Here is a 19,271-nt window from a genome sequence, read left to right on the forward strand (position 1 = left end):
CTTTGTCCATCAGGGGGGCCGGCTGCGAGGGTTTCCCGCAGACCCTGTTCAAGAAGGATCTGCGCCACCCGAAGCCACGCAGTTGGGTAGGGGGAGCGTTGGAGTGATTGGCCGGATGATGTTGCGGTCGTTTGGGGAAGGCGTGTCTGCTCTGGTGTGAGGCACTCCAAAAGGAGAGTCTGCATGCGGAAGTTCAGAAATCTGTCTTGCGCATTGAAAAGAATAGAAAATTCTTTGCTTTTACTCGACATGGTTCTGCTGCTTCCCAGAAAACGCCTGATCTTAATAATAGACAGATAGACAGTAGATTTCGAATTACAAGCTCAGCAGATCATCGGCCCATCTATGAGTCCCCCTCAAAAGGGACTCCTGGTCGTCGTACCTTTGGTGCACGGTATCCGAAGTATCCAGCACAGTGCGATTGTCAAAGCACTCAACAATCAGAAGGGGTGAAGATGGAAGCGTCGGAGATTCCTGTTCTCACGATGGAGCAGAAGATAGAATGGCTGAAGCAGCATTGTTACAAGCATGATATCGTGAATACAGTTCGAATACTTAATATTATCAGGTGGGAATGGCACGTTGTTGGACCCGATACGATTTTGCAACATTGCCCCGCGGAAGTCCGGATTGGGTTGTCTCGAAGTGAATTATGGGCGCTAGTGATGCAGGTGGTCCGATCTGGAGACAGTGGTGGGGTTTTGCGGTATCATTATAGTCCTGGTGAGCGTCAAGAATTTTTGATGAACCACTCTCGTTATAATGTACGCAGCCAATATATTGAAATGGTACATATTATCTATCGGCGCTGGGTACCGATCACACCCCCGACCTTGATTCTCTGTTATCCAACTTCTTATTGGAGATATGCTCAAAAAAGTGCATGGGGAGAAATAAAGGACGTGGCACAAAAAAATATTTACTATCCTGAAAAATTTATTCCTGATCCCATTGACTGGGAGGCTATGGGATTTGATGAATTGTTTCAAATGGCCTGTATCGCAGATACCCGAGACGAAGAAAGAAGGGTTCTTGTTCCTGTCCGGGATAATTTAAAATACCCCGTAAAAACTGATAATCTGGAAGTGGAGGCTATTCAGAGCCCAAAATTTGAAGAATGGGCATCTTTTCGAAAAGAGCCTTTAACACTCAAGAATGTTGTGGAGGAATTTCTTCAACGCACGTGGCCACCTGGGACGATCGAGCAGCGTCAAATATCAGAAAATCTGAAAGCAGCCGGCTGGGGACCAGCTCGTACGGCAACATGCAGATTCTGGGTCAAAAAATAGATATGCCGGATGCAATTCGTTAGCGTTGCTTTTGTAAAGAATTTTCGGGCCATTCACGTAAGAATAGCCCGGTAATATTATGCTTTTTTTATGATTTTACTGGGACCGGTGAAAGCCGTGTGCAGGGTTTTCGTGACGCCCTGTTCGTGATGGTGATCGCGGATATAGCTTTGGCCAGCCTTCGAGTTTTGATTAAACAGGTTGCGGTCCGTGTGGGCGAGAACAATCAGCTGTGCCAGATTTGCATTTCCGGTGCCGACAAGCTTTGTCAGTGCTTTGGGTAAGATCAGTCCCTCGGTGGCGATCGGCGTCATGACACACGGCACGCCTGCAGCAAGACTGTCGAGGACTTTTCCTTTAATGCCTGCACCAAACCGCAATGGGGCAACAGTCAGCCTTACCTGATCAAGCACCTCGCAAAGATCAGGAATATGCCTAAGAATATGGACACGGTCGCTGGCAAGGCGCCGAATTTCTTCCGGCATCGCGCTGCCAACAAGATGGCAGATGATATCCGGCGCCTGTTTCCACACCAGCGGCATGATCTCGTCGACCAGCCAGTGAGCAGCATCAACGTTGGGCGCATGAGCAAAATTGCCGATAAAGGCGAGGCCGGCGCGCTTTTGGAATCCCGGGACACGTTTCCTGACACGGACAGCCCATGGTGCATGCACAACGGTGGCAGATGGCACGTCCCGGCACAGCAAATTTTGCTCAGCGAGAGAATGGGTTAGCACGACGTCTGCCTTGCGGGCCATCTCATATTCGGACGCTTTCAACCGGCGTGCCGTTGCGAGCAGTTCGGGGCGTCCCTCAATGACAGCCTGACGGGCGACGCGAACATGATGCAGATCCGCTACCGCATAAACAACCCGGGCCCGGCGCTGGGTCTGGCGAACAAGGGTCATGTAACACGATGCCACATGTTCCCGATGGAGGTAAACAACGTCGTAGCTGTTGGCATGCCGCGTCAGAACCTCTTCCACCGAATTATAAAATGGCAGGGTGCAGAGCATGACATCCGGAACAGGGAAGGGAGCCCGCGTTCCCATCCCGTCAGCGGCGACAAAGGTCACCTGATACCCCAGAGTTTGCAGGGTTCGGACATGCGACAGAACAGCCACTGATCCGGCGTCCCGCTGGCCGTCCGGCAGGGCGCTGTCGATGACCAGCGCTCTCGGGGCTGGGGTGACGGGTTCAGTATATCCTCGTCTGGTGAGTTGCCGGTTCAGCGCCATACGGGTGTGGTCTGTGGCTGTCTCTGCTCGCACCTGCTTCAGGCGATCGACCTGCTCCAGCAGGAAGGACAGGACATGGTTCTGTGTCTCGAGGCTTTCTGCCGACGAGACTGCGGTCTTCACCGCTTGCTCCAGATCTGGATCAAAGCTGTCTGCTTGCGGCAGAACAGTAGGCGCGCCCAGCAGAGAGCCATTGACGGCCCAGCGTATCTCGATGGTGTGCCGCGTCAGCGGAGAGAGGGGCGGAAGCAGAAGAAGGTCGAACCCGCAGCCTTCAGGACCCTGTCCAGCCTGCAACACATCGGGGCGACGCCCGTTTGCGACCGTGCTGGCACGAAGCTGCCCATTGACCACGATCTGAAGGGGTGCGGGTACTTCGGGGGTGGAGGGGTTGTAGGCCCAGCCTGCAATCCGGTCCCGCGACACGAGATCAACCCAGCCGCGAAGAGAGTTCGGAGAAGCGGGGTGAGTGGTTCGAGTTTCGGTCTGCGTTTCAACCACAGGTTCAAGGCCCCTGGGAGCATGTCCGAGCTGACCTGTTCCGTGCAGTGGCTGAACATCAATCATATGGCGCTGGTGCGGAGACAGGCCACCGGGAACAATGAACCGGAAACCACACGCCATCCCGACATCCTGTCGTGTCAGATCGGCCGTGATGGCCCCAATACAGATACCATGATCCAGAATGCGCAGAAGAACAGGTTCGGCGCTGTCAGACCACCGCGCCCATCCCCTGACTTCCGTGTGGGTCACAGCGTCCAGATAGCCTTCCAGATGTCTCGAACCTGACGATTTTTCCGTGTTGTCTGGCCCATCTGTTTGGTTCAGACGGTTTCGAATAGTTTCAAGAAGAACACCTTCTTCAACCCGCGGGGCGCAATATCGAGCCGGTTTTTTCTGGGTGTCGGGATGCAGCGCAGCGTATTCTGGAGCATTGTGGAACATGCCGCGCGAGGAATCATCGACAAAGCTTTCCGCAGGTGCGCCTTCGGCCAACAGGATATCATGGCTCTCCAGTTCAACATGAAAATACTGGACACGATCAACCCGTTCCGCCTGCCGGATGGTCTGGCCGTTGACCAGCAGAACCGCCGGAATCAGGACGTCATCGATGAACATTGCATGCAGCGGGGAGACCCAGAGATCGCGTCGTGGCAGGTCGTTGCCCAGAGACCCGGCTGTAAAAATGACAGGTAGAACAGAGGGGTTTCGGGAGGCAAAACGTCCGGAGTAGCTCCGGTGGCCAATCCAGTGGATGGGGCGTGTCTCCCCGGATGCTGTCACTACCCGGTCACCAATTCGCAGTGTTTCTACCGGGATATCGCCATGATCCGTGGTGATCAGCGTTCCGGCGCAATAACAGGGTGTGCCGTCATCAGCCTCCAGAGTGGCCAGCGTGCCGCCATGTCCATCGCTCGAGAGAACGAAATGCTCGCCAGTATAATCTCCGTCCAGTGTAACGGATGAGGTGACACCCCTGGCAGTGACGTCAAGAATAGGGTCACCCACGATCTGGGCTGCCACAGCATCGTCCCAGCTCAGAGCAGAAAAATCGAGACTGCCTCCGTCTTCAATCGTGACGCCGTCCGCAGGCACCGTGTCAACGCCGAGAATGCCACCACTTGCGACAGTGACATTCGTGAAAGTGGCATCCGATTGCAGAACAAGAGAAGCTCCCTGCCCAAGGGTCACACCTGTAACGGTCGCCCCTGCTTCAATCAGCATGCCGCCGTTTTGCTCAAGCGTGACATTCCTGATAGTTGCCCCGGAATCAACCCGCATGCTCCCGCCGCGCAGGGTTGCGTCGTTTACTGTCCCGGCAACTTCGATGTATCCCCCATCCGTCAGGAGAACGGTATGGGCGGTACCGCCCTGTTCGATAATTCCCCAGCCGGAACTGGTAAAAGTGGCGTCTTCCAGAAGGCCGCCATAGGCTTCGAGAAAGCCGTTTTCGTCGTTATCCCCAGTGACGGTCACGCCGGAGGCGAGGCCGCCAGTACTGATAGTGAGATCTCCCTGGTCGACAAGGGTATTAAGGGCTGTACCGCCGCTCTCAACCCATAACTCTCCATCATCTCCGAGCTCAGTGTCCTGCCAGACGGCACCATTTACGACGTGAACATCCGAACTGACGAGACTTATTCCTGACGCTGAGGCTGACGTCACCTTGGCCATTGCACTGAAATCCTTCCCGGACGGACCGCAACGAGGCGCGGTATTTCTCAGGAAAGATTAGGTGAGGAGCTGTAGAAAAACAAGCGGAAACACGTACAATTTTTATTGTGCGAGTTTTCGTGGAATGAATAGCGTAATTATCCCCGTGGCAGGCCACCAAACCAGACCACTTCTCCGACAACCTTCAGGCTTTGAATGTCTTCTGCCGACAGGTCCTGCGGTGGGTAACGATCATTGTCAGCCAGAACGCGTATGCCGCCACCCAGACGCAGGTCAAGGCGGCGTAGCATGACGGTCTCATCGACTTTCAGGGCATACAATGCGCCTCCCTGAACCTGAGTCGAGGCCGTATCGATCATGACGAGATCTCCATGGAGCAGGGTCGGTGCCATGGCGTCGCCTGTAACATCTGTCAGGCGGAGTGCTGCGATGGTTGGGCGCGTCAACGTCGTTTCCAGCCAGCCTTTACCAACCCTCAATCCTTCTTCCCGATCATCCAGCCAGGGGATGACAATCTGGTGGCCACCGCGTTGCGGAGCAGGGCGGGAGGGAGATTGGCTCAGGTGTGTTTCGCCAACGCCATAGGCAAGCCAGTCCAGTGTTACGCCGCAGACCCGTGCCAGAGAGGCAACGGCAGAGAGCTTCATCTCACTGCCGTTCATGTAATCACGCAAAGTTGTGTAAGGCACGCCCGCAGCCTTTGCTGCATGTGTAATGCCAATGCTCTGGGCAGCCTGACGCAGCCGTTCCCCGCGCTCGCGCATCATTTTGATCTGCTCATCCATGAGCTTGCGCTTTCTGGGTCGGGGCGGTGACATGCGAACGCTCCATAACGGAAAAGTTCGTCATTATACGACGAGGCGCTTGCATGTATAGTCGGGGAGCTGTAAGTTCCATGGAAAGCATATGAAGCGGGTCTCCGTGTCTCATGGGCCTGTTCTCGCATGAACAGCGCGGTCTGTCGAAGGGTTTGTCATGTCTCATGAAGCGCCTTGCCTGTCCTCCGTGCCGCCCCGGGATCGCCGGCTCGAAGACCTCCACGCCGGATTGCATGATGTCATGCGGCTGGTGGAACTGGAGCATCAGGTCCTTCGGGGGCGGCTTGATACGCTCAGAGCCGATACAGATGGTGTGAAAACCCTTGAAGGCGTCATTGTTCTGGGGAGCGTGGTGCATCAGAAACTGACACATCTGCTCGCACTCTGCCGTGATGCAGGAGACCTGTAAGATGTCGTTCCTGATCTCGTCGCTGTCAGGGGTGATCCGTTCGGCCCCACGCCTGAGTGCCTTGCTTGCTGTCGCAGGCGCAGGCGGCCTGAGCTTTATTCTGTTCTCCGGGCCGCACGGTGAAACTCGCGATTTGCAGAAGGTGCTGGTTGAGCGTCATCCTCAGGGCATGCGGTCCTGTGTGCTGTTACGCTCTGGTGCGGGGATAGACTTTCGTGAATGGGCCAATAAACGGTTCTGGATGCGGTCGTCGCCCTGGACGGCTCCCACGGCCCACCCGTTTCTGTTTCATGCCGGACCAGCAGATGAGGCGCCCTCGGATCTGGTGACGGATCTGACGCAGCGTGGTGTTCTGGAACGGCATGTCGTGCCAGTCACATTCAAAACGTCCGGCGCAACGAAAGAGGCCGTATTTTACGCGACATCCCGGAATAGTCCGGATTTTAGCTATACGCTACGCCAGCCCGGGCGCCTCTTCGACGGGTATATTCCGATTGCGACCCGGGCCTATCCTGAACAGGTGCCGCAAAAAGGGGAGGGAGAGCGTGATGAACCATTGCTGCTTCACCCCTATCTGATCAGTGAGGTCGATGGGGTCTGTGTCGGTCTGACGCTCCGCAGGATTGTCGATATCCGGCATCCGGAGCATGATCCGACCGGCCGGGAGATCATTACGGCGACGGCTGTGTATCGCAGCGACGGCCCCAAAGACTGGATGCAGACACCCGTCTTTCGACGCATGGCGGGAACATTTACCGGGCTGGAGGCCGGGGCCGAAGTGCGCCACCATCTGATCTATCGCAAAGGGATTGATGGCCTGACGCTTTTTGCCGAGCAGCCGGAAGGATGAGAGTCATGCGCGTTCAGTGCGTTTCCCTAAAAATCTGTGTGGTTGCCATGAGTTGTCTGGCCTTCGCATTGCCAGAACGGAGTTATGCCGCTTCAAATGCTGAGGCGGCCAAGGCAGCTGATGCCATATTGGAGCAGGTTCGCCATGATCCGGCAGATCGTGGAGAGATCGAAAATGGCAACAGTCGGCGGGTCTGTCTTTCTATCGGGTCAGAGGCCTTTCTGAGTCTTTCGGCCTATCCACGCTCGATCGATGTGGCCAATCGGGTCGAGAAAGGTGTTGAGCCCGGGGAGGGGTATAATGCCTCCACACAGGGCGTGCTGTTTGGGGAAGGGCCGCGGAATGTGGAGCCAGGTCCCTTCATCCAGGCGTTGATGGACGCTGGCCTTGTGCAGCGGGTTCCTGTGACCTGGCGTGTCCATGCTCAGCATCCTGCAATGCCAACTGCAGCGCAACTCGGGCTTCACGATCTCGATGACAGTTCGGAGCCGAAGCCTGATGAAGGTCCGCCGGGTCAGGAAGAAACCACGCAGCATTTTGCGGGCGACCTGTTTCTGGCCACGGGGCCTGAAGCCATGGCGATCTTTGACGGACCTTCAGAAGACCAGAGCGTACAAAATAGTCTGAAGGCACCTCATCTCGCTGGAGATACCGCGCCGTCCGGGGTGCGGGTGCCAGCCCGGCTCTGTTACGGTCTTACAGCCCAAAAAGTTCTGGAATATGGTCCGTTGCAGTCTGTGGCGCCACAGCATGACCGGATAACAGTCGTTCTGCTCATGACACCAGAGGGAGCACCGGTCTGGGCACAGGACCCTCGTATCCTGCAGGTGCTGAAAGGCCATTTTGTGGTGTCTCAGGATGTTCGCATTGGTACCTATGACAGCTATGGCGATGGCTGGCACAAAAATAACCTGACTTTTCTGAAAGATCTTGCTGAATCAGGGCACGTGACCGGAGAGTGATAAGCGTTCGGATAAGGTGCCTTGGTGTTTTGCGCGTTTGAGAAAAATCAGAGTTAAGGCATTTTTTTATAATAAGGCGTCTCTGGAAAGGGTATTTCATGAAGAAGGTATTTGCAGGGCTTTCTGTGGCCGTCGGCTTGGCTGTTGGCCTGCCGCAACAGGCACATGCTGTGAACTGGCAGAAGCTCGCCGATGCAGCAGCATCGCATTCGTACGGCAATGAGCAGGGAACGCAGCCGGGGAGGGCGGCGACATCAGCTGATGCACCGTTCTTCGCACAAACGAAGGGAATCAAATTTGCAAAAGGGTCTTTTTATCCTGCTGACCCTGCATCTGATCCAGATGCTCAGGCGCTTGAAAAGGCACCCCGTATTGTGGATGTCAGTTTCGGGCCATCACAGCCTCATGTGACGGTGCTGATTGCCTATTCCAATTATTATGGTCCCGTGGGAACGCATATTGCGCTGACTGACGCGCAGCATAAGGTGCTGTGGGAGAGTGAGGCGCCAGAGATCCGCATTCTGCCGACAGAAAATGCAGGTGTGCATGATTTTGCGTCTGCACTGTCCTATCCGGGGTGGGTCATCAACAGGTGGCAGCCTGCTTCTCATACATGGAGCAAATTCACGTCGGTGGGCACGCCGTTCTGACCAGAGATCTGGCGTATGACGATGCTGAGACTGGTGGGTATCCCCGCATGATCATGAACGTGGCCTGCGACCGTAAATGAGATCGATAGTCTGAGCCAATAACGGGAAATGACGTCACAATGACATCATTTCCCGTCCTGTCATCGTCCCTGACGGTGTCATGACACTTCAAAACTGCTGTCATGAATGGCGTCATACGGTGTGGCCGTGATGGAGTGGACTGTCTGGGCCGCAAAAATGGCCGCCTTTTCCCTTTTCTGTCCCGCTTTTGTCTCTTTTTCGTCCTTTCGAAGGGAGTTTGAAGGCACGCTACCGCAATTTCATATGCACTCTGCGGTATGCATATGAAATTGCTGGGTTTTTTCTTCTTTTCTCTCGTTCTATCGCATTTAAAAATGCTCTCTCCCAACTCATTGTTTTGAAATGAATTTTCTAAAAAAGGGCTTTTCTGACCGGGGCGGGGTGGAGACGCTTTGTCTGTGTGTTCCGGTGACTGTGCATATCCGTCAATGCCCCAGAGGAAGAAGGACGTGATGTGTGTGGTCTTTTCCTCCCTATTTTGGACGACAAGGACAAAAATCATGTCTCATTACCCTCTTTCCGACCTGCTTCCCGTCACCGATGACGTTGTGCATGCAGCGATGGAACTCAAAGCCCTTCATGTTCTGGAGGGTGTTCTGCTGCTCGAGATCCTAGGCGGTAGCGAAGCCGCTTTTGAGGCGTTGGAGGGGCTGGTCATATTGCATCGCGACATGGAACGTCGTTATGGCCGCCTGGAACAGCTTCTGGCGGCTCCAGTGACGATGAAGCGGGCCGCCTGACCTCATCAGCCACGCTCTATACTCTATCCCAGACAATCTTTTCCTGGCTCCGTGTCACGCTGCGTGATCGGAGCCATTTTTTTAGGATACTTCCTAATGACACCGGATTATCGCTTCGACCCTCTTCAGTTTCCAATGCCTGCCAGGACCGGCCTTTTCCCGCGTCGGGATATTGATCTTTATGCTGAGCTTTCGGCCCGTGTTGGCGTCTGTGTCCATGGCTTTATGCTGGCAGATCTTGGGCGAAAGGCCTGGGATCTGCGCAAAAAATACTGGCAGCCAGGGGAGGGGGCATGGGCGGCCTTTCGTGAGGCTGTGCATCAGTGCCATCCGCACCTACCTGTCGAGGAAAAGCTCGCACAGGACGGTCATGAGTTTGATTCTCTTTACGAATTGGCCGTATACCGACGCCTCAAGTCTACCCTGCCTTCAACGTTAAAGCTCGACATTCATCCTGTTGTGAAAGGATGCTTTTTTGAGGAAGCGGCTTTCGCCGATTTCAAAGTGAGTTCGACCCAGTCCGGCAAAAGCTGTTTTATCGAAGTCGTCGGTCTGTTTGACCGGACATTCACGGCTTATTCGTCAACACAGAAGGCGCGAAAGGACGAGACCTTAAGGCGACTTCATCGCTATCCATCCAGTCAGCGCCCGATACTTATTTTTAAGGATATGGTCTGTGATCCTGAACAGGTCACTGCAGCCCTCAGGCAGGCGATTGAGGCAGTCGCGGAGGACGGACTGCGAACCGCTGCCTGATGGGGGGCTTGCCAAATGACGCCATGATGACACCTAATTTTGGGTGTCACTGCCTGAAAAGTGGCGTCATGACATCAGAAACATGCTGTCATGCTCGTGTCATGACGCCTGCCACTGAGAAGACGACAACAAATGCGAGAAAATGCCTGATTATGGAAATGGCAGAAAACAGCCATTTCCTTTGGTATCCTTATGGTTGTCGCCATCGGCAGATGAAGGCACGCTACCTCAATTTCCTACGCTCCTGTTCGGAGCATAGGAAATTGCTTGTTTTTTCTGATTCTATCGCTGAACAGGTTCGGCTGGTTCAATAATCTCCGTATTCTGTCATCTGTTGGAAACATCCCGTCACCAGAAGATGAGGTCCACTTTTATGCGCAGCAGAAATCACATGCTTTGGCGGCTTACTTCAAATAAAAAACGTCTCTACAAAACCATGGGCAATTCAGTCTTTGACTGCAGTGCCCCGGCGGACGACCGTCCCTCATGGTGTCAGGCCACACGTGCAATTCAATTTGCGCGGCATACCTACGGTGTAATCTGTTGGCGAAAAGCTGGCATGCCTATACCAAAAACGTCGAAACCATTGCAGCGGCATGCTTGTAAAACGTCAGTGGAGTGATGATGGACTATCTGGCCGCCATGAAAGTGTTCGTCCGGTCTGCCGAACTGGGCACGTTCACCCGCGCCGCAGAGGAAGCCGGAATTAAGGTTTCTACCGTCTCTCGCTACATTACTTTTCTGGAAGATGACTTGGGAGCAGCCCTCTTCAACCGATCGACGCGTCATCTGCATCTGACGGAAATGGGCCGTATTTTTTATGAAAAGGCTTTTTCTTTGCTGGATGATATTGAACAGATTCGTTCACTCGTCCCCACTCTTAACGCTATTCCGCAGGGGTTGCTTCGCATCCAGCTTCCAGGCGCGTTCGCGCGGAAGTATGTCGTAGGAGTTCTGGGGGAATTTCTGGCCCAGCACCCGATGATACAAGTGGAAACGATTTTGGCCGACGCCGAACGCGACATCATCGAAGGCGGCGTGGACGTTGCGTTGAAAATCGGTGCTCTGGCGGATTCTCAGCTTGTCGCAAGAAAAATAGCATCAAACCATTATTGTTGTTGCGTCAGCCCATCCTTCAGGGACGTCAACGGGCGGCCTGATACGCCGCAGGCGCTTGCCCATCGTCCTTGCCTGCCGCTCAGCCTGCAATCCGGCGCGACATGGGCTTTCAGATTCGCAGGCGGCTGGGAAAAAATAAAGGTCTCAGGGCCTTTGCGATCTGACGATCTGGAATGTCTCCGGGCCGCCGTTATCGGGGGGGCGGGTTACGCTGTTTTGCCCCATTGGCTCGTCAACGACGATCTGCAATCAGGTTTATTGGAAAATGTCTTGGCTGATTATGAGTTCTCTTCGGAAGGCGAAGCCGATGAGGGAATCTGGATCACCTATCCCCCCAAAAAAATTGTCCCCTCAAAAGTACGAGCTTTCATATCTTTTTTCGAAAACCGTTACCGCGCCGCAATCGAGTGGTGAGGCTTTATACAATGAGCTTCCCCTCGGGACAAAACTCCTGTGCGGCGCGGGTTATCGATCTCAACGCGGCGGTTCAATATCTTGCCGAAAGTACTTAATCAGAAGTGCTTAAAAAACTTCAAAAATGAGAGCCGCCATGGACAAATATTCACCACAGCAGACCCCGGTTACGCTACGTGACGAAGATGGCCCTGCCATCACGCGTGACGCCGAATACTTTGAGTACAGCACCGCGGCTAACCCTATCCGGCCCAGCCTGACGCCCCGGATTCCATTCCATTTCTTCTCACCTGCTCTCTACGTGGAAGGGCCGTCACGGGTGGTCCCGCTAGACATGAGTGAGGCGTTAAAATGTGAGGCTCCTGCGACGGGGCCTGGACTTTGCGCGAATTTCGTTCGTGTCGTCGCAGGGGACTCCCTTGTAATGCAGCCTAAATCGACGTCGACAGTGTTCTACGTCATCCGAGGCGCCGGATCAGTTAAAGCTCATGGCGCAACGTTTGAATGGAATGAAGGAGATTTCTTTACTGCCCCCGGCGTCAGCGTGATCGAACTGAAGGCGACAGGCGATGCTGCGCTCTACTATGTCAATGACGCTCCCTTGCTGCGCTACCTTGGAGTGGAGCCCAGCGTCGCCCAGTTCGAGCCGACACTCTACCGGGCGGAAAAAGCGAACGCCGAATTACGAATAGTCGCATCTCAGCCGAACGCCGGTGAAAAAAGTCGGGTCAGCATTCTGCTCGGTAACGCTAATTTCCCTTACACCCGCACTGTGACGCACGTGCTCTGGGCCATGTACGGGATGATTGGAGCGCATACGCAGCAGAAACCGCATCGCCACCAATCCATTGCACTCGATTTTATCGTCGACTGCGACACGGGATGCTACTCCCTGCTGTCGAAAGAAATAGATCAGGACGGTAATATGGTCGATCCCACCCGCGTCGACTGGGAAACCGGCAGTGCCTTTGTAACACCGCCCGGATACTGGCATGCCCATTTCAACGAATCTGACAGGGATGCCCGTTTGATCCCTATCCAGGACGCGGGTCTGCAGACTTATCTGCGTACTCTCGACATCAGATTCACGTGATCGATGAGGACGCAAATCCGTCAATTCATCGTAGAAAACGTCTCTTGCCCGCCAAGTTTTACTCATCGTCCTGCTGGGGATGGAATTGTTTACCGGTATGGAATGATATTTCGATCACGTTGGGCAACCTTGCCGGCGGCATCGTTTTTACAGGGGAGCGCTTTAAGCGACCCACAGGATCACGCCCATCTCTAATCAGGATCCGGCTTCCCGCCTGATCCAGGTCTGCGTTAGAAGGACAAAGAGGACTTTTATCATGAGCGAAACCGCCAAACCCCGCTACGAGACTTATGACCAACCGGCTGGCGGCTGGGGCGCGGCGAAAGCGACCGCCAAGGCCCTGCTGGAGCAGAGCGTCATCGGCAAGGGATCTCGTGCGCTTCTCTCCATGAACAAGCCCGGCGGCTTCAAGTGTCCCAGTTGCGCCTTCCCTGATCCGGACCGCGAAAAGACGCTGGAATTTTGCGAAAACGGCGCGAAAGCGCTGGCCGTGGAAGCCACGAAGAAGCGTGTAACGCGCGCATTCTTTGAACAGCATACCGTCACGGAACTTATGACGCAGAGCGATTACTGGCTTGAGGAGCAGGGGCGCCTGACCGAGCCTATGCGTTACGATGCCGCGACGGATCGCTATGTGCCCGTCACGTGGGATGACGCATACGAGATGATCGGCAGGCATTTGCGCACCCTGAAAGATCCGAACGAGGCTGAATTCTACACGTCTGGCCGTACCTCAAACGAGGCAGCGTTCCTGTATTCGATCTTCGTCCGCGCATATGGCACGAATAACTTCCCTGACTGTTCCAACATGTGCCACGAGCCCACGTCACGCGGCTTGCCGCATGCGATCGGCATAGGCAAAGGCACGATCGTGATGTCCGACTTCGACAAGGCGGAGGCGATCTTCATCTTCGGACAGAACACCGGCACGAACTCGCCACGTATGATGAGTAACCTCGTCCATGCGCGCAAACGCAACGTGCCGATCGTGGTTGTAAACCCTATGCCGGAGCGTGCGCTAATCCGCTTTACCGAGCCTCAGGATCCAGTGAAGATGGCGACGTTCGGCTCGACAGCTATCGCCAGCGAATTCGTGCATATCCGCATCGGCGGCGACCTCGCCCTTGTAAAAGGCATGATCAAGGTCCTTCTGGAGCGAGAAGCCTCCGGCGAGAAGGTGCTCGACCAGGAATTCATCGCTGAGCACACCCACGGTTTCGAAGCCTGGCGTGACGAGGTTCTTTCCTGCACCTGGAACGATATCACTCGTGTTTCCGGAATTTCCGAGGAGCAGATTCGTCGCGTCGCGGAAATTTACGCGCGCTCCAAAGCGACTGTTCTGTGTTTCGGCATGGGCATCACGCAGCACCAGCAGGGCTCGCGGATGATCCAGCAGCTTGCGGCGTTGCTGATGTTGCGCGGCAATTTCGGAAAGCCCGGCGCCGGCATCGCGCCTATTCGCGGTCATTCGAACGTGCAGGGAGACCGGACTGTCGGTATCGACGAAAAGCCAACCCAAGCTTATCTCGATCGTGTGCGCGACACGTTCAACTTTGAACCGCCGCGCAAGCACGGACATCACGTTGTGGAATCCGTGGAGGCGATGATCGACGGACGCTCCAAGGTCTTTATTGGCATGGGCGGTAATTTCATACACGCCATTCCCGATACCGTTATTGCTTACGAAGCGATGAGCCGCCTCGAGCTTACCGTTGGCATAGCCACTAAGCTGAACCGGGGTCATATCGTCCATGGCAAGGACGCGCTGATCCTTCCGGTGATCGCCAGATCCGAAATCGACCGCACGTCAGTGGGCGAGCAGTTCGTCACGATCGAGGACGCGATGTCGAACGTGACGTCCTCGCGTGGCGTGCTTGAGCCCGCGAGTCCGGATCTGCGGGCTGAAGTTGAGATTGTCTGCCGCATCGCGCGTGCGACACTCCCTGACAGCGATATTCCTTGGGAAAGCTACATAGAGGACTACGATCTGATTCGAGAAAAGATCGCGCAGGTTTATCCCGAAATATACGAAGATTTTCTAAATAAGATCAAAGACCCCAAGGGTTTCCACCTTGATATTCCACCTCGTCGTCGCGCGTGGAAAACGTCTACGGGCAAAGCAAATTTCCTAACAATCCCCGGCCTTGCCGTGGACAGCGACGTCGCGGATCCCGACATGTTGCGTCTTTCTACCATTCGCTCGCACGATCAGTATAACACGACGATTTACAGTAATAGTGACCGGTATCGCGGCGTCTACAACGATCGCATGGTTCTGTTCCTCAACGCTGCGGAGCGAGAGGAACGCGGGCTGAAGAAACACGCACGCGTGGCACTCGAAACGATTTCCCGCGATGGCGTGAGGCGGCGGGTTGAGGGCCTGACAGTGTTGGACTATCCGATGCCGCGGGGCTCGGTCGCAGGGTATTATCCCGAATTAAACCCTCTTCTGCCGTTGAGTCACTTCGACGATATCAGCGGAACGCCTGCCGCGAAGTCCATCCCCGTGCGTATTGTCGCTGTTGTCGGGACGTCGGAGGAAAGAACCGCCTTGGCGGAAAATGCCGAACTGGGGCGGTGGCAAGGTGTCCCGTAGCGTTATCAGCTTCCGTCGTGCTCACTGAAGATCAAAATAAACTTACAGGCTGTTTTTAAAAAAGGCCTAAATCACCCGAAAACGTGAGTCATACTCAAAGGTTTCTGTAGGTTTTTTCTTACGTTGAAGGTGCCGTTTTTTAGGCGCGAAGAAAGTGGCCGGAGCATTGCCCGGCCACTTTTCTATTTTACCAAATGACGATAAGCAGTTTGGAGAGGCTGACGTGCCCCCGAGACACTTGTCTGGCGATCTGATCGGGTGTCCTGCCATCCAGTTGGGAATGGGGACGCACCGTGTTGTAGTCTTTCCGCCAGTCAGCCAGAACCTGGAGGGTTCGAAGAACCGTTGATTGAGTCCCCTTTTGCCTGATTTCAGTTTTTTGTCGTGTTGATTGCTGGTTCGTGGACCTGATTTTCACCCTGCGGTTTGAGCAGAGTGAGGGTCTTATGCCCTGAATTACTACGCGATAGCGTTAATCCGCTCCAGTAGGAGAAAGCGGCGCATATTATAGACGATATTGGCCAGCCCGATCCTCATAGTGGCTCGTGTTATGCCTACGGTTCGTATGAACAGTCCTGTCTGCGCTTTCTGATCAGCAAAAACATGTTCGACACGCGACCGGATAACGGACTTTCCTGCATTCGATTTCTGGATATGTCGTGGCATGGGCTTGAGATGAGGCTTTTTCCTGTGAACCTTCGAGACAAAGCCATGCTTTTCCATGAAGTCCTCATTGGCTTTTGAGCGGTAGGCTGTATCTGCCCAGACATCAGACGCCGTATTGCTACCATCAAGAAGTCCCTCACGCAGTCTGGCACCATCGCTGGCAGCGGCATCCGTCGTCTTCCATTTGCGGATCAGCCGAAACTTTCGGTCGATGGAAATATGCAATTTATAGCCAAAGAAAGGGATGGCGAGATCCGTAGACGGGATCGTCCAGTCATCCTGACGCTTTGCTTTGGTGAACTTCAGCGTCCATCGTGCATGACGATCTTTATGGGACAGCTTTGACGGCTTGTCCTGCCCAATCCTGTGGGATCCGTCCTTCCCGCAGATCGGCCTTCTCCTCATTGGTATTACGCTGCTTTGGGGCCGCTACCAGTGTAGCATCCAGGATCTGGCCTGACATCGGCAGATAACCAGCGTTACGCAGGGTCACATCAAAGCGGTTAAACAAAACATCAATTGCTCCCGCCTGTGTCAGACGTTCCCGGAACAGCCAGACGGTCCTGGCATCAGGCACGCGGTCAGACAGCCCCAGACCAAGAAAGCGCATGAAGGACAGGCGGTCGTTGATCAGGTATTCCGTCCGTTCGTCGGACAAATTGTTCAGCGTCTGGGTGACCAGAATTTTGAACATCAGCACTGGATCAAACGGAGGACGACCGCTTTTGCTTCCGTCTGAATAGGCCAGTGCCTTGGTCAGCTCCGGACGGAACACCTCAAAATCCACAGTCCGGGAAAACGCTTCAAGTTGATCACCAAGCCCGTCCAAACGAGAAAGCCGCTCTTCAACATCAAAGAAACCGGCCTGTTTCATGTCGCCACTCCTCCAATAAAAACCGGAAAAATGGAACCACAGAGAGGGCCGCAAAACCAAGAGGTTTTTCGAACCCTCCAGCTTGTGGCGCGGTAACAGATGAAGCACCCTACACTACTAAATTGCGGTCACAGTTCCGTAAACAGGCCACCACTGATGTACATTCACGGCTTCAACTATATCCGTGATTTCAGACTGCGCCAGACCCTGCTCCTGTGCCTTGCGGGCGACTTCGATGGCGACAACGCTTGATGTTGCACGAAGGTCTGCGTTGGACGGCAGAAGAGCCGAGCCGGGTGCGGTATCGGTTGCCTGACTGGCGACTGCTTGTGCGGCAGCAAAGATCATTTCGTCAGAAACCTGACGCGCTCGCGATACGATTGTCCCAAAGCCAAGGCCCGGATACAAGGCTGCATTGTTCGCTTGGCCTATTGTGTAGGAAACGCCCTGATAGATGACATTATCAAACGGCGCACCCGTTGCGACGAGCACGCGCCCTTCCGTCCATTCAATAAGCTGGGCGGGGGTAGCTTCGTGCAGGTTTGTTGGGTTGGATAGCGGAAGAATAATCGGGCGCTCGACATGCGCGGCCATATCCTTCACCAGTTCTTCGGTAAAGAGGTGAGGGGTCGTCGAGGTGCCGATCAGGATGGTCGGATGCACATTTTTGACGACTTCAGCCAGTGCGATAATGCCGCCACTCTCGGCTTTTTCACGCCGTAGGGTAGCCATTGCAGGCCATCTGGTTTCAGTGGCAGCCAGAGTATCGGCAGAGGCACGCGCCCATGACTCAACTTCAGAAGTGGGTCTGGCGTAGCTGATCTGAAAATCAAGAAGTCCGTGCGTCATGTCCTCGGTTAGCAGGCCGGGCAGATCCACAAGCCAGATGCGACGGGTTGCTTCATCCTGTGAAAGGCCATGCCGCATCATCTGGTCACGAATTTGATCGGCAATGCCTACACCGGCCGTCCCGGCTCCCAGAATGACCACACGTTGATCGGACCAGAGGGTATTGCTGCGTTGGACTGCATTGAGCAACGCCCCCAGCACAATGGCGCCGGTTCCCTGCATATCGTCGTTAAAGGTCGGAACCTTGTCACGGAAACGGCTTAAAATACGGCGGGCATTTGTTGAGCCGAAGTCTTCCCAGTGCAGCATGGCTTTGGGGAAGAGTTTTTTGGCGGCTGTTACATAGGCATCGATAAAATCGTCATAAACCTTACCGACAACGCGGCTATGCCGATATCCGATATAGAGTGGATCGTTGAGAAGTTTTTCATTATTTGTTCCGACATCCAGAACAACTGGAATGACGCGGTGCGGGTCAACGCCTGCCGCGGCCGTATAGACTGCCAGTTTGCCGATGGAGATATCAATTCCGTTGGCCCCCCAGTCGCCAATGCCAAGAATTTCTTCAGCATCACTGGCAACCAGAAGGTCAATGTCGTCGGCGCTGGCGCCGAACGCCGCGAGTTTTTCCTCAATTTTCTCAGGCTCGTTAATGCTGAGAAAAACACCGCGCGGGCGGGTTATGACTTCACTATACTGCTCTATGGCCTGCCCAACGACAGGATCGTACACAACAGGCAGCATTTCCATGAGATGACGCTGAAGCAAGGCGTAAAACAGCGTCACGTTGTTATCGTGAAGCCTCCACATGTAGATGTGCTTATCGAGATCGCTTGGTGCTTTACGATAAGCAGAAAGAGCGCGGGTTAACTGGGGTTCCAGCTCAGTGGTTATGACCGGTGGTAGCAGTCCGTTCAGTTCGAGAGAATCCCGCTCATCTTGGGTAAAGGCAGTGTCTTTATTGAGTGCGGGGTCACGCAAAACATCATAGCCTCTGGCTGTCGTCTCGATTTTTCTCGATTTACCTGTGCCAGTAATCTTTGCCTGTCTGCTGAACATTTCCCTCTCCTAGAGTGGTTTGATTTTCATGGTGCTGAAATTTCGAGATCAGGAGCGCTACAGATCATTCAATCCGTTTGAATCGAATGATGCTGCGCGACAGCTTGCCAGAGTCCCAGTTAGGCATTTTGCGCCATGGTGTAATGACATTGGCGTAATCGCCATTAATTTCTATGGTGCGTCTTTGCTCTGTTCCCACCCACTCCGGTGCCCACGCCGTCTGCACACTGGTCACCCATTGGTTGCCTTCAACCCTGTAGCGACCGATATATGCAACGAGTGTTTTCATCAAATGAGCGCGGTCTGCATCTGTTTTTGCCGGCTGTCGGTCACTGCCTTCAAGATTGAAGGCAACCCACCCATCTGGCGTGAAAATGACACGCCCACGGGGGGACGGGCCCATGGCATCAATCATCTTACCTGTTTCTTTATCTTCCACTTTGTAAGAAACAAGTCCCCACACGCCAACGATATTTTTTTTCAGATTGGCTGTTTCTGCGGATGTTGACGTGGCTTCTTTTGTATCCTGTGCACATGCGGGCACTGCGGCGGTCAATACACTGACTGCGCATACAGCAATCACGGATTTTACATGCAAGGAAATATGTTTTGCTAAGGCCATGAAAGTTAATC

Annotated in this window: 15 protein-coding genes and 1 pseudogene; 10 read left to right on the forward strand and 6 right to left on the reverse strand. The window is 54.3% G+C overall.

Annotated features, from left to right (window positions below):
* Positions 1 to 206 precede the first annotated feature (206 nt).
* Positions 207 to 1,289, forward strand: a complete 1,083-nt coding sequence (locus JK199_RS14565; protein ID WP_212377245.1) for a hypothetical protein — start codon at positions 207 to 209, stop codon at positions 1,287 to 1,289.
* Positions 1,290 to 1,366: 77 nt separating this feature from the next.
* Here JK199_RS14565 and JK199_RS14570 read toward each other — a convergent pair whose 3' ends face one another.
* On the reverse strand, positions 1,367 to 4,702 hold the full coding sequence (locus JK199_RS14570) for a Hint domain-containing protein (protein ID WP_212377248.1): 3,336 nt from the start codon (positions 4,700 to 4,702) through the stop codon (positions 1,367 to 1,369).
* Between the two features lie 137 nt (positions 4,703 to 4,839).
* Positions 4,840 to 5,520 carry a LexA family transcriptional regulator gene (locus tag JK199_RS14575; protein ID WP_244985194.1) on the reverse strand — a complete coding sequence of 227 codons (681 nt, stop codon included), beginning with the start codon at positions 5,518 to 5,520 and terminating at the stop codon, positions 4,840 to 4,842.
* Positions 5,521 to 5,677: 157 nt separating this feature from the next.
* Between JK199_RS14575 and JK199_RS14580 the strand changes: the two genes are divergently transcribed.
* From JK199_RS14580 to JK199_RS14620, 9 genes are all read left to right on the forward strand, one after another.
* On the forward strand, positions 5,678 to 5,929 hold the full coding sequence (locus JK199_RS14580) for a hypothetical protein (RefSeq protein WP_061487250.1): 252 nt from the start codon (positions 5,678 to 5,680) through the stop codon (positions 5,927 to 5,929).
* Between the two features lies 1 nt (position 5,930).
* Positions 5,931 to 6,779 carry a hypothetical protein gene (locus JK199_RS14585; RefSeq protein ID WP_212377251.1) on the forward strand — a complete coding sequence of 283 codons (849 nt, stop codon included), beginning with the start codon at positions 5,931 to 5,933 and terminating at the stop codon, positions 6,777 to 6,779.
* 5 nt (positions 6,780 to 6,784) lie between these two features.
* On the forward strand, positions 6,785 to 7,741 hold the full coding sequence (locus JK199_RS14590; protein ID WP_212377254.1) for a hypothetical protein: 957 nt from the start codon (positions 6,785 to 6,787) through the stop codon (positions 7,739 to 7,741).
* A gap of 98 nt (positions 7,742 to 7,839) precedes the next feature.
* A complete protein-coding gene (locus JK199_RS14595; RefSeq protein WP_212377257.1) occupies positions 7,840 to 8,391 on the forward strand; it encodes a hypothetical protein in 552 nt (183 codons plus the stop codon).
* A 581-nt stretch (positions 8,392 to 8,972) separates the two neighbouring features.
* Positions 8,973 to 9,212: a hypothetical protein gene (locus JK199_RS14600; protein WP_212377260.1), complete on the forward strand. Its 240-nt coding sequence runs from the start codon at positions 8,973 to 8,975 to the stop codon at positions 9,210 to 9,212.
* A gap of 96 nt (positions 9,213 to 9,308) precedes the next feature.
* Entirely contained in the window at positions 9,309 to 9,968 is a 660-nt protein-coding gene (locus tag JK199_RS14605; RefSeq protein WP_212377263.1) for a hypothetical protein, read from the forward strand.
* Positions 9,969 to 10,589: 621 nt separating this feature from the next.
* Positions 10,590 to 11,501 (forward strand): LysR family transcriptional regulator, encoded by a 912-nt coding sequence (locus JK199_RS14610; RefSeq protein WP_212377266.1) that lies wholly within the window; start codon positions 10,590 to 10,592, stop codon positions 11,499 to 11,501.
* Positions 11,502 to 11,637: 136 nt separating this feature from the next.
* Positions 11,638 to 12,594, forward strand: coding sequence for a cupin domain-containing protein (locus JK199_RS14615; RefSeq protein WP_244985195.1), 957 nt, complete (start codon positions 11,638 to 11,640; stop codon positions 12,592 to 12,594).
* A gap of 256 nt (positions 12,595 to 12,850) precedes the next feature.
* Complete coding sequence (locus JK199_RS14620; protein ID WP_212377270.1) at positions 12,851 to 15,190, forward strand: FdhF/YdeP family oxidoreductase; 2,340 nt, start codon at positions 12,851 to 12,853, stop codon at positions 15,188 to 15,190.
* A 187-nt stretch (positions 15,191 to 15,377) separates the two neighbouring features.
* On the opposite strand, the gene JK199_RS16085 is transcribed toward JK199_RS14620, so the two are convergent.
* The 4 genes and pseudogenes from JK199_RS16085 to JK199_RS14640 all read right to left on the reverse strand — a co-directional run bounded on the left by JK199_RS16085 (position 15,378) and on the right by JK199_RS14640 (position 19,260).
* Entirely contained in the window at positions 15,378 to 15,608 is a 231-nt protein-coding gene (locus tag JK199_RS16085) for an integrase core domain-containing protein (protein ID WP_212377273.1), read from the reverse strand.
* 41 nt (positions 15,609 to 15,649) lie between these two features.
* Positions 15,650 to 16,730 (reverse strand): annotated as a pseudogene (locus JK199_RS14630) (IS5 family transposase).
* Positions 16,731 to 16,847: 117 nt separating this feature from the next.
* Positions 16,848 to 18,638 carry an NAD-dependent malic enzyme gene (locus JK199_RS14635; RefSeq protein ID WP_212377276.1) on the reverse strand — a complete coding sequence of 597 codons (1,791 nt, stop codon included), beginning with the start codon at positions 18,636 to 18,638 and terminating at the stop codon, positions 16,848 to 16,850.
* A 64-nt stretch (positions 18,639 to 18,702) separates the two neighbouring features.
* Positions 18,703 to 19,260, reverse strand: a complete 558-nt coding sequence (locus JK199_RS14640) for a lipocalin-like domain-containing protein (protein WP_212377279.1) — start codon at positions 19,258 to 19,260, stop codon at positions 18,703 to 18,705.
* Positions 19,261 to 19,271 lie beyond the last annotated feature (11 nt).

The sequence above is a fragment of the Acetobacter persici genome (assembly GCF_018256955.1).
GTDB lineage: Bacteria > Pseudomonadota > Alphaproteobacteria > Acetobacterales > Acetobacteraceae > Acetobacter > Acetobacter persici.

Excerpts from the sequence above, each read along its gene's own strand:
- JK199_RS14615 (WP_244985195.1), top strand. The coding sequence starts at position 11,638 with ATGGACAAATATTCACCACAGCAGACCCCGGTTACGCTACGTGACGAA.
- JK199_RS14590 (WP_212377254.1), top strand. The coding sequence starts at position 6,785 with ATGCGCGTTCAGTGCGTTTCCCTAAAAATCTGTGTGGTTGCCATGAGT.
- JK199_RS14610 (WP_212377266.1), top strand. The coding sequence starts at position 10,590 with ATGATGGACTATCTGGCCGCCATGAAAGTGTTCGTCCGGTCTGCCGAA.
- JK199_RS14585 (WP_212377251.1), top strand. The coding sequence starts at position 5,931 with ATGTCGTTCCTGATCTCGTCGCTGTCAGGGGTGATCCGTTCGGCCCCA.
- JK199_RS14575 (WP_244985194.1), bottom strand. The coding sequence starts at position 5,520 with ATGTCACCGCCCCGACCCAGAAAGCGCAAGCTCATGGATGAGCAGATC.
- JK199_RS14640 (WP_212377279.1), bottom strand. The coding sequence starts at position 19,260 with ATGGCCTTAGCAAAACATATTTCCTTGCATGTAAAATCCGTGATTGCT.
- JK199_RS14600 (WP_212377260.1), top strand. The coding sequence starts at position 8,973 with ATGTCTCATTACCCTCTTTCCGACCTGCTTCCCGTCACCGATGACGTT.
- JK199_RS14570 (WP_212377248.1), bottom strand. The coding sequence starts at position 4,702 with ATGGCCAAGGTGACGTCAGCCTCAGCGTCAGGAATAAGTCTCGTCAGT.
- JK199_RS14605 (WP_212377263.1), top strand. The coding sequence starts at position 9,309 with ATGACACCGGATTATCGCTTCGACCCTCTTCAGTTTCCAATGCCTGCC.
- JK199_RS14595 (WP_212377257.1), top strand. The coding sequence starts at position 7,840 with ATGAAGAAGGTATTTGCAGGGCTTTCTGTGGCCGTCGGCTTGGCTGTT.
- JK199_RS14635 (WP_212377276.1), bottom strand. The coding sequence starts at position 18,638 with ATGTTCAGCAGACAGGCAAAGATTACTGGCACAGGTAAATCGAGAAAA.
- JK199_RS14620 (WP_212377270.1), top strand. The coding sequence starts at position 12,851 with ATGAGCGAAACCGCCAAACCCCGCTACGAGACTTATGACCAACCGGCT.
- JK199_RS14580 (WP_061487250.1), top strand. The coding sequence starts at position 5,678 with ATGTCTCATGAAGCGCCTTGCCTGTCCTCCGTGCCGCCCCGGGATCGC.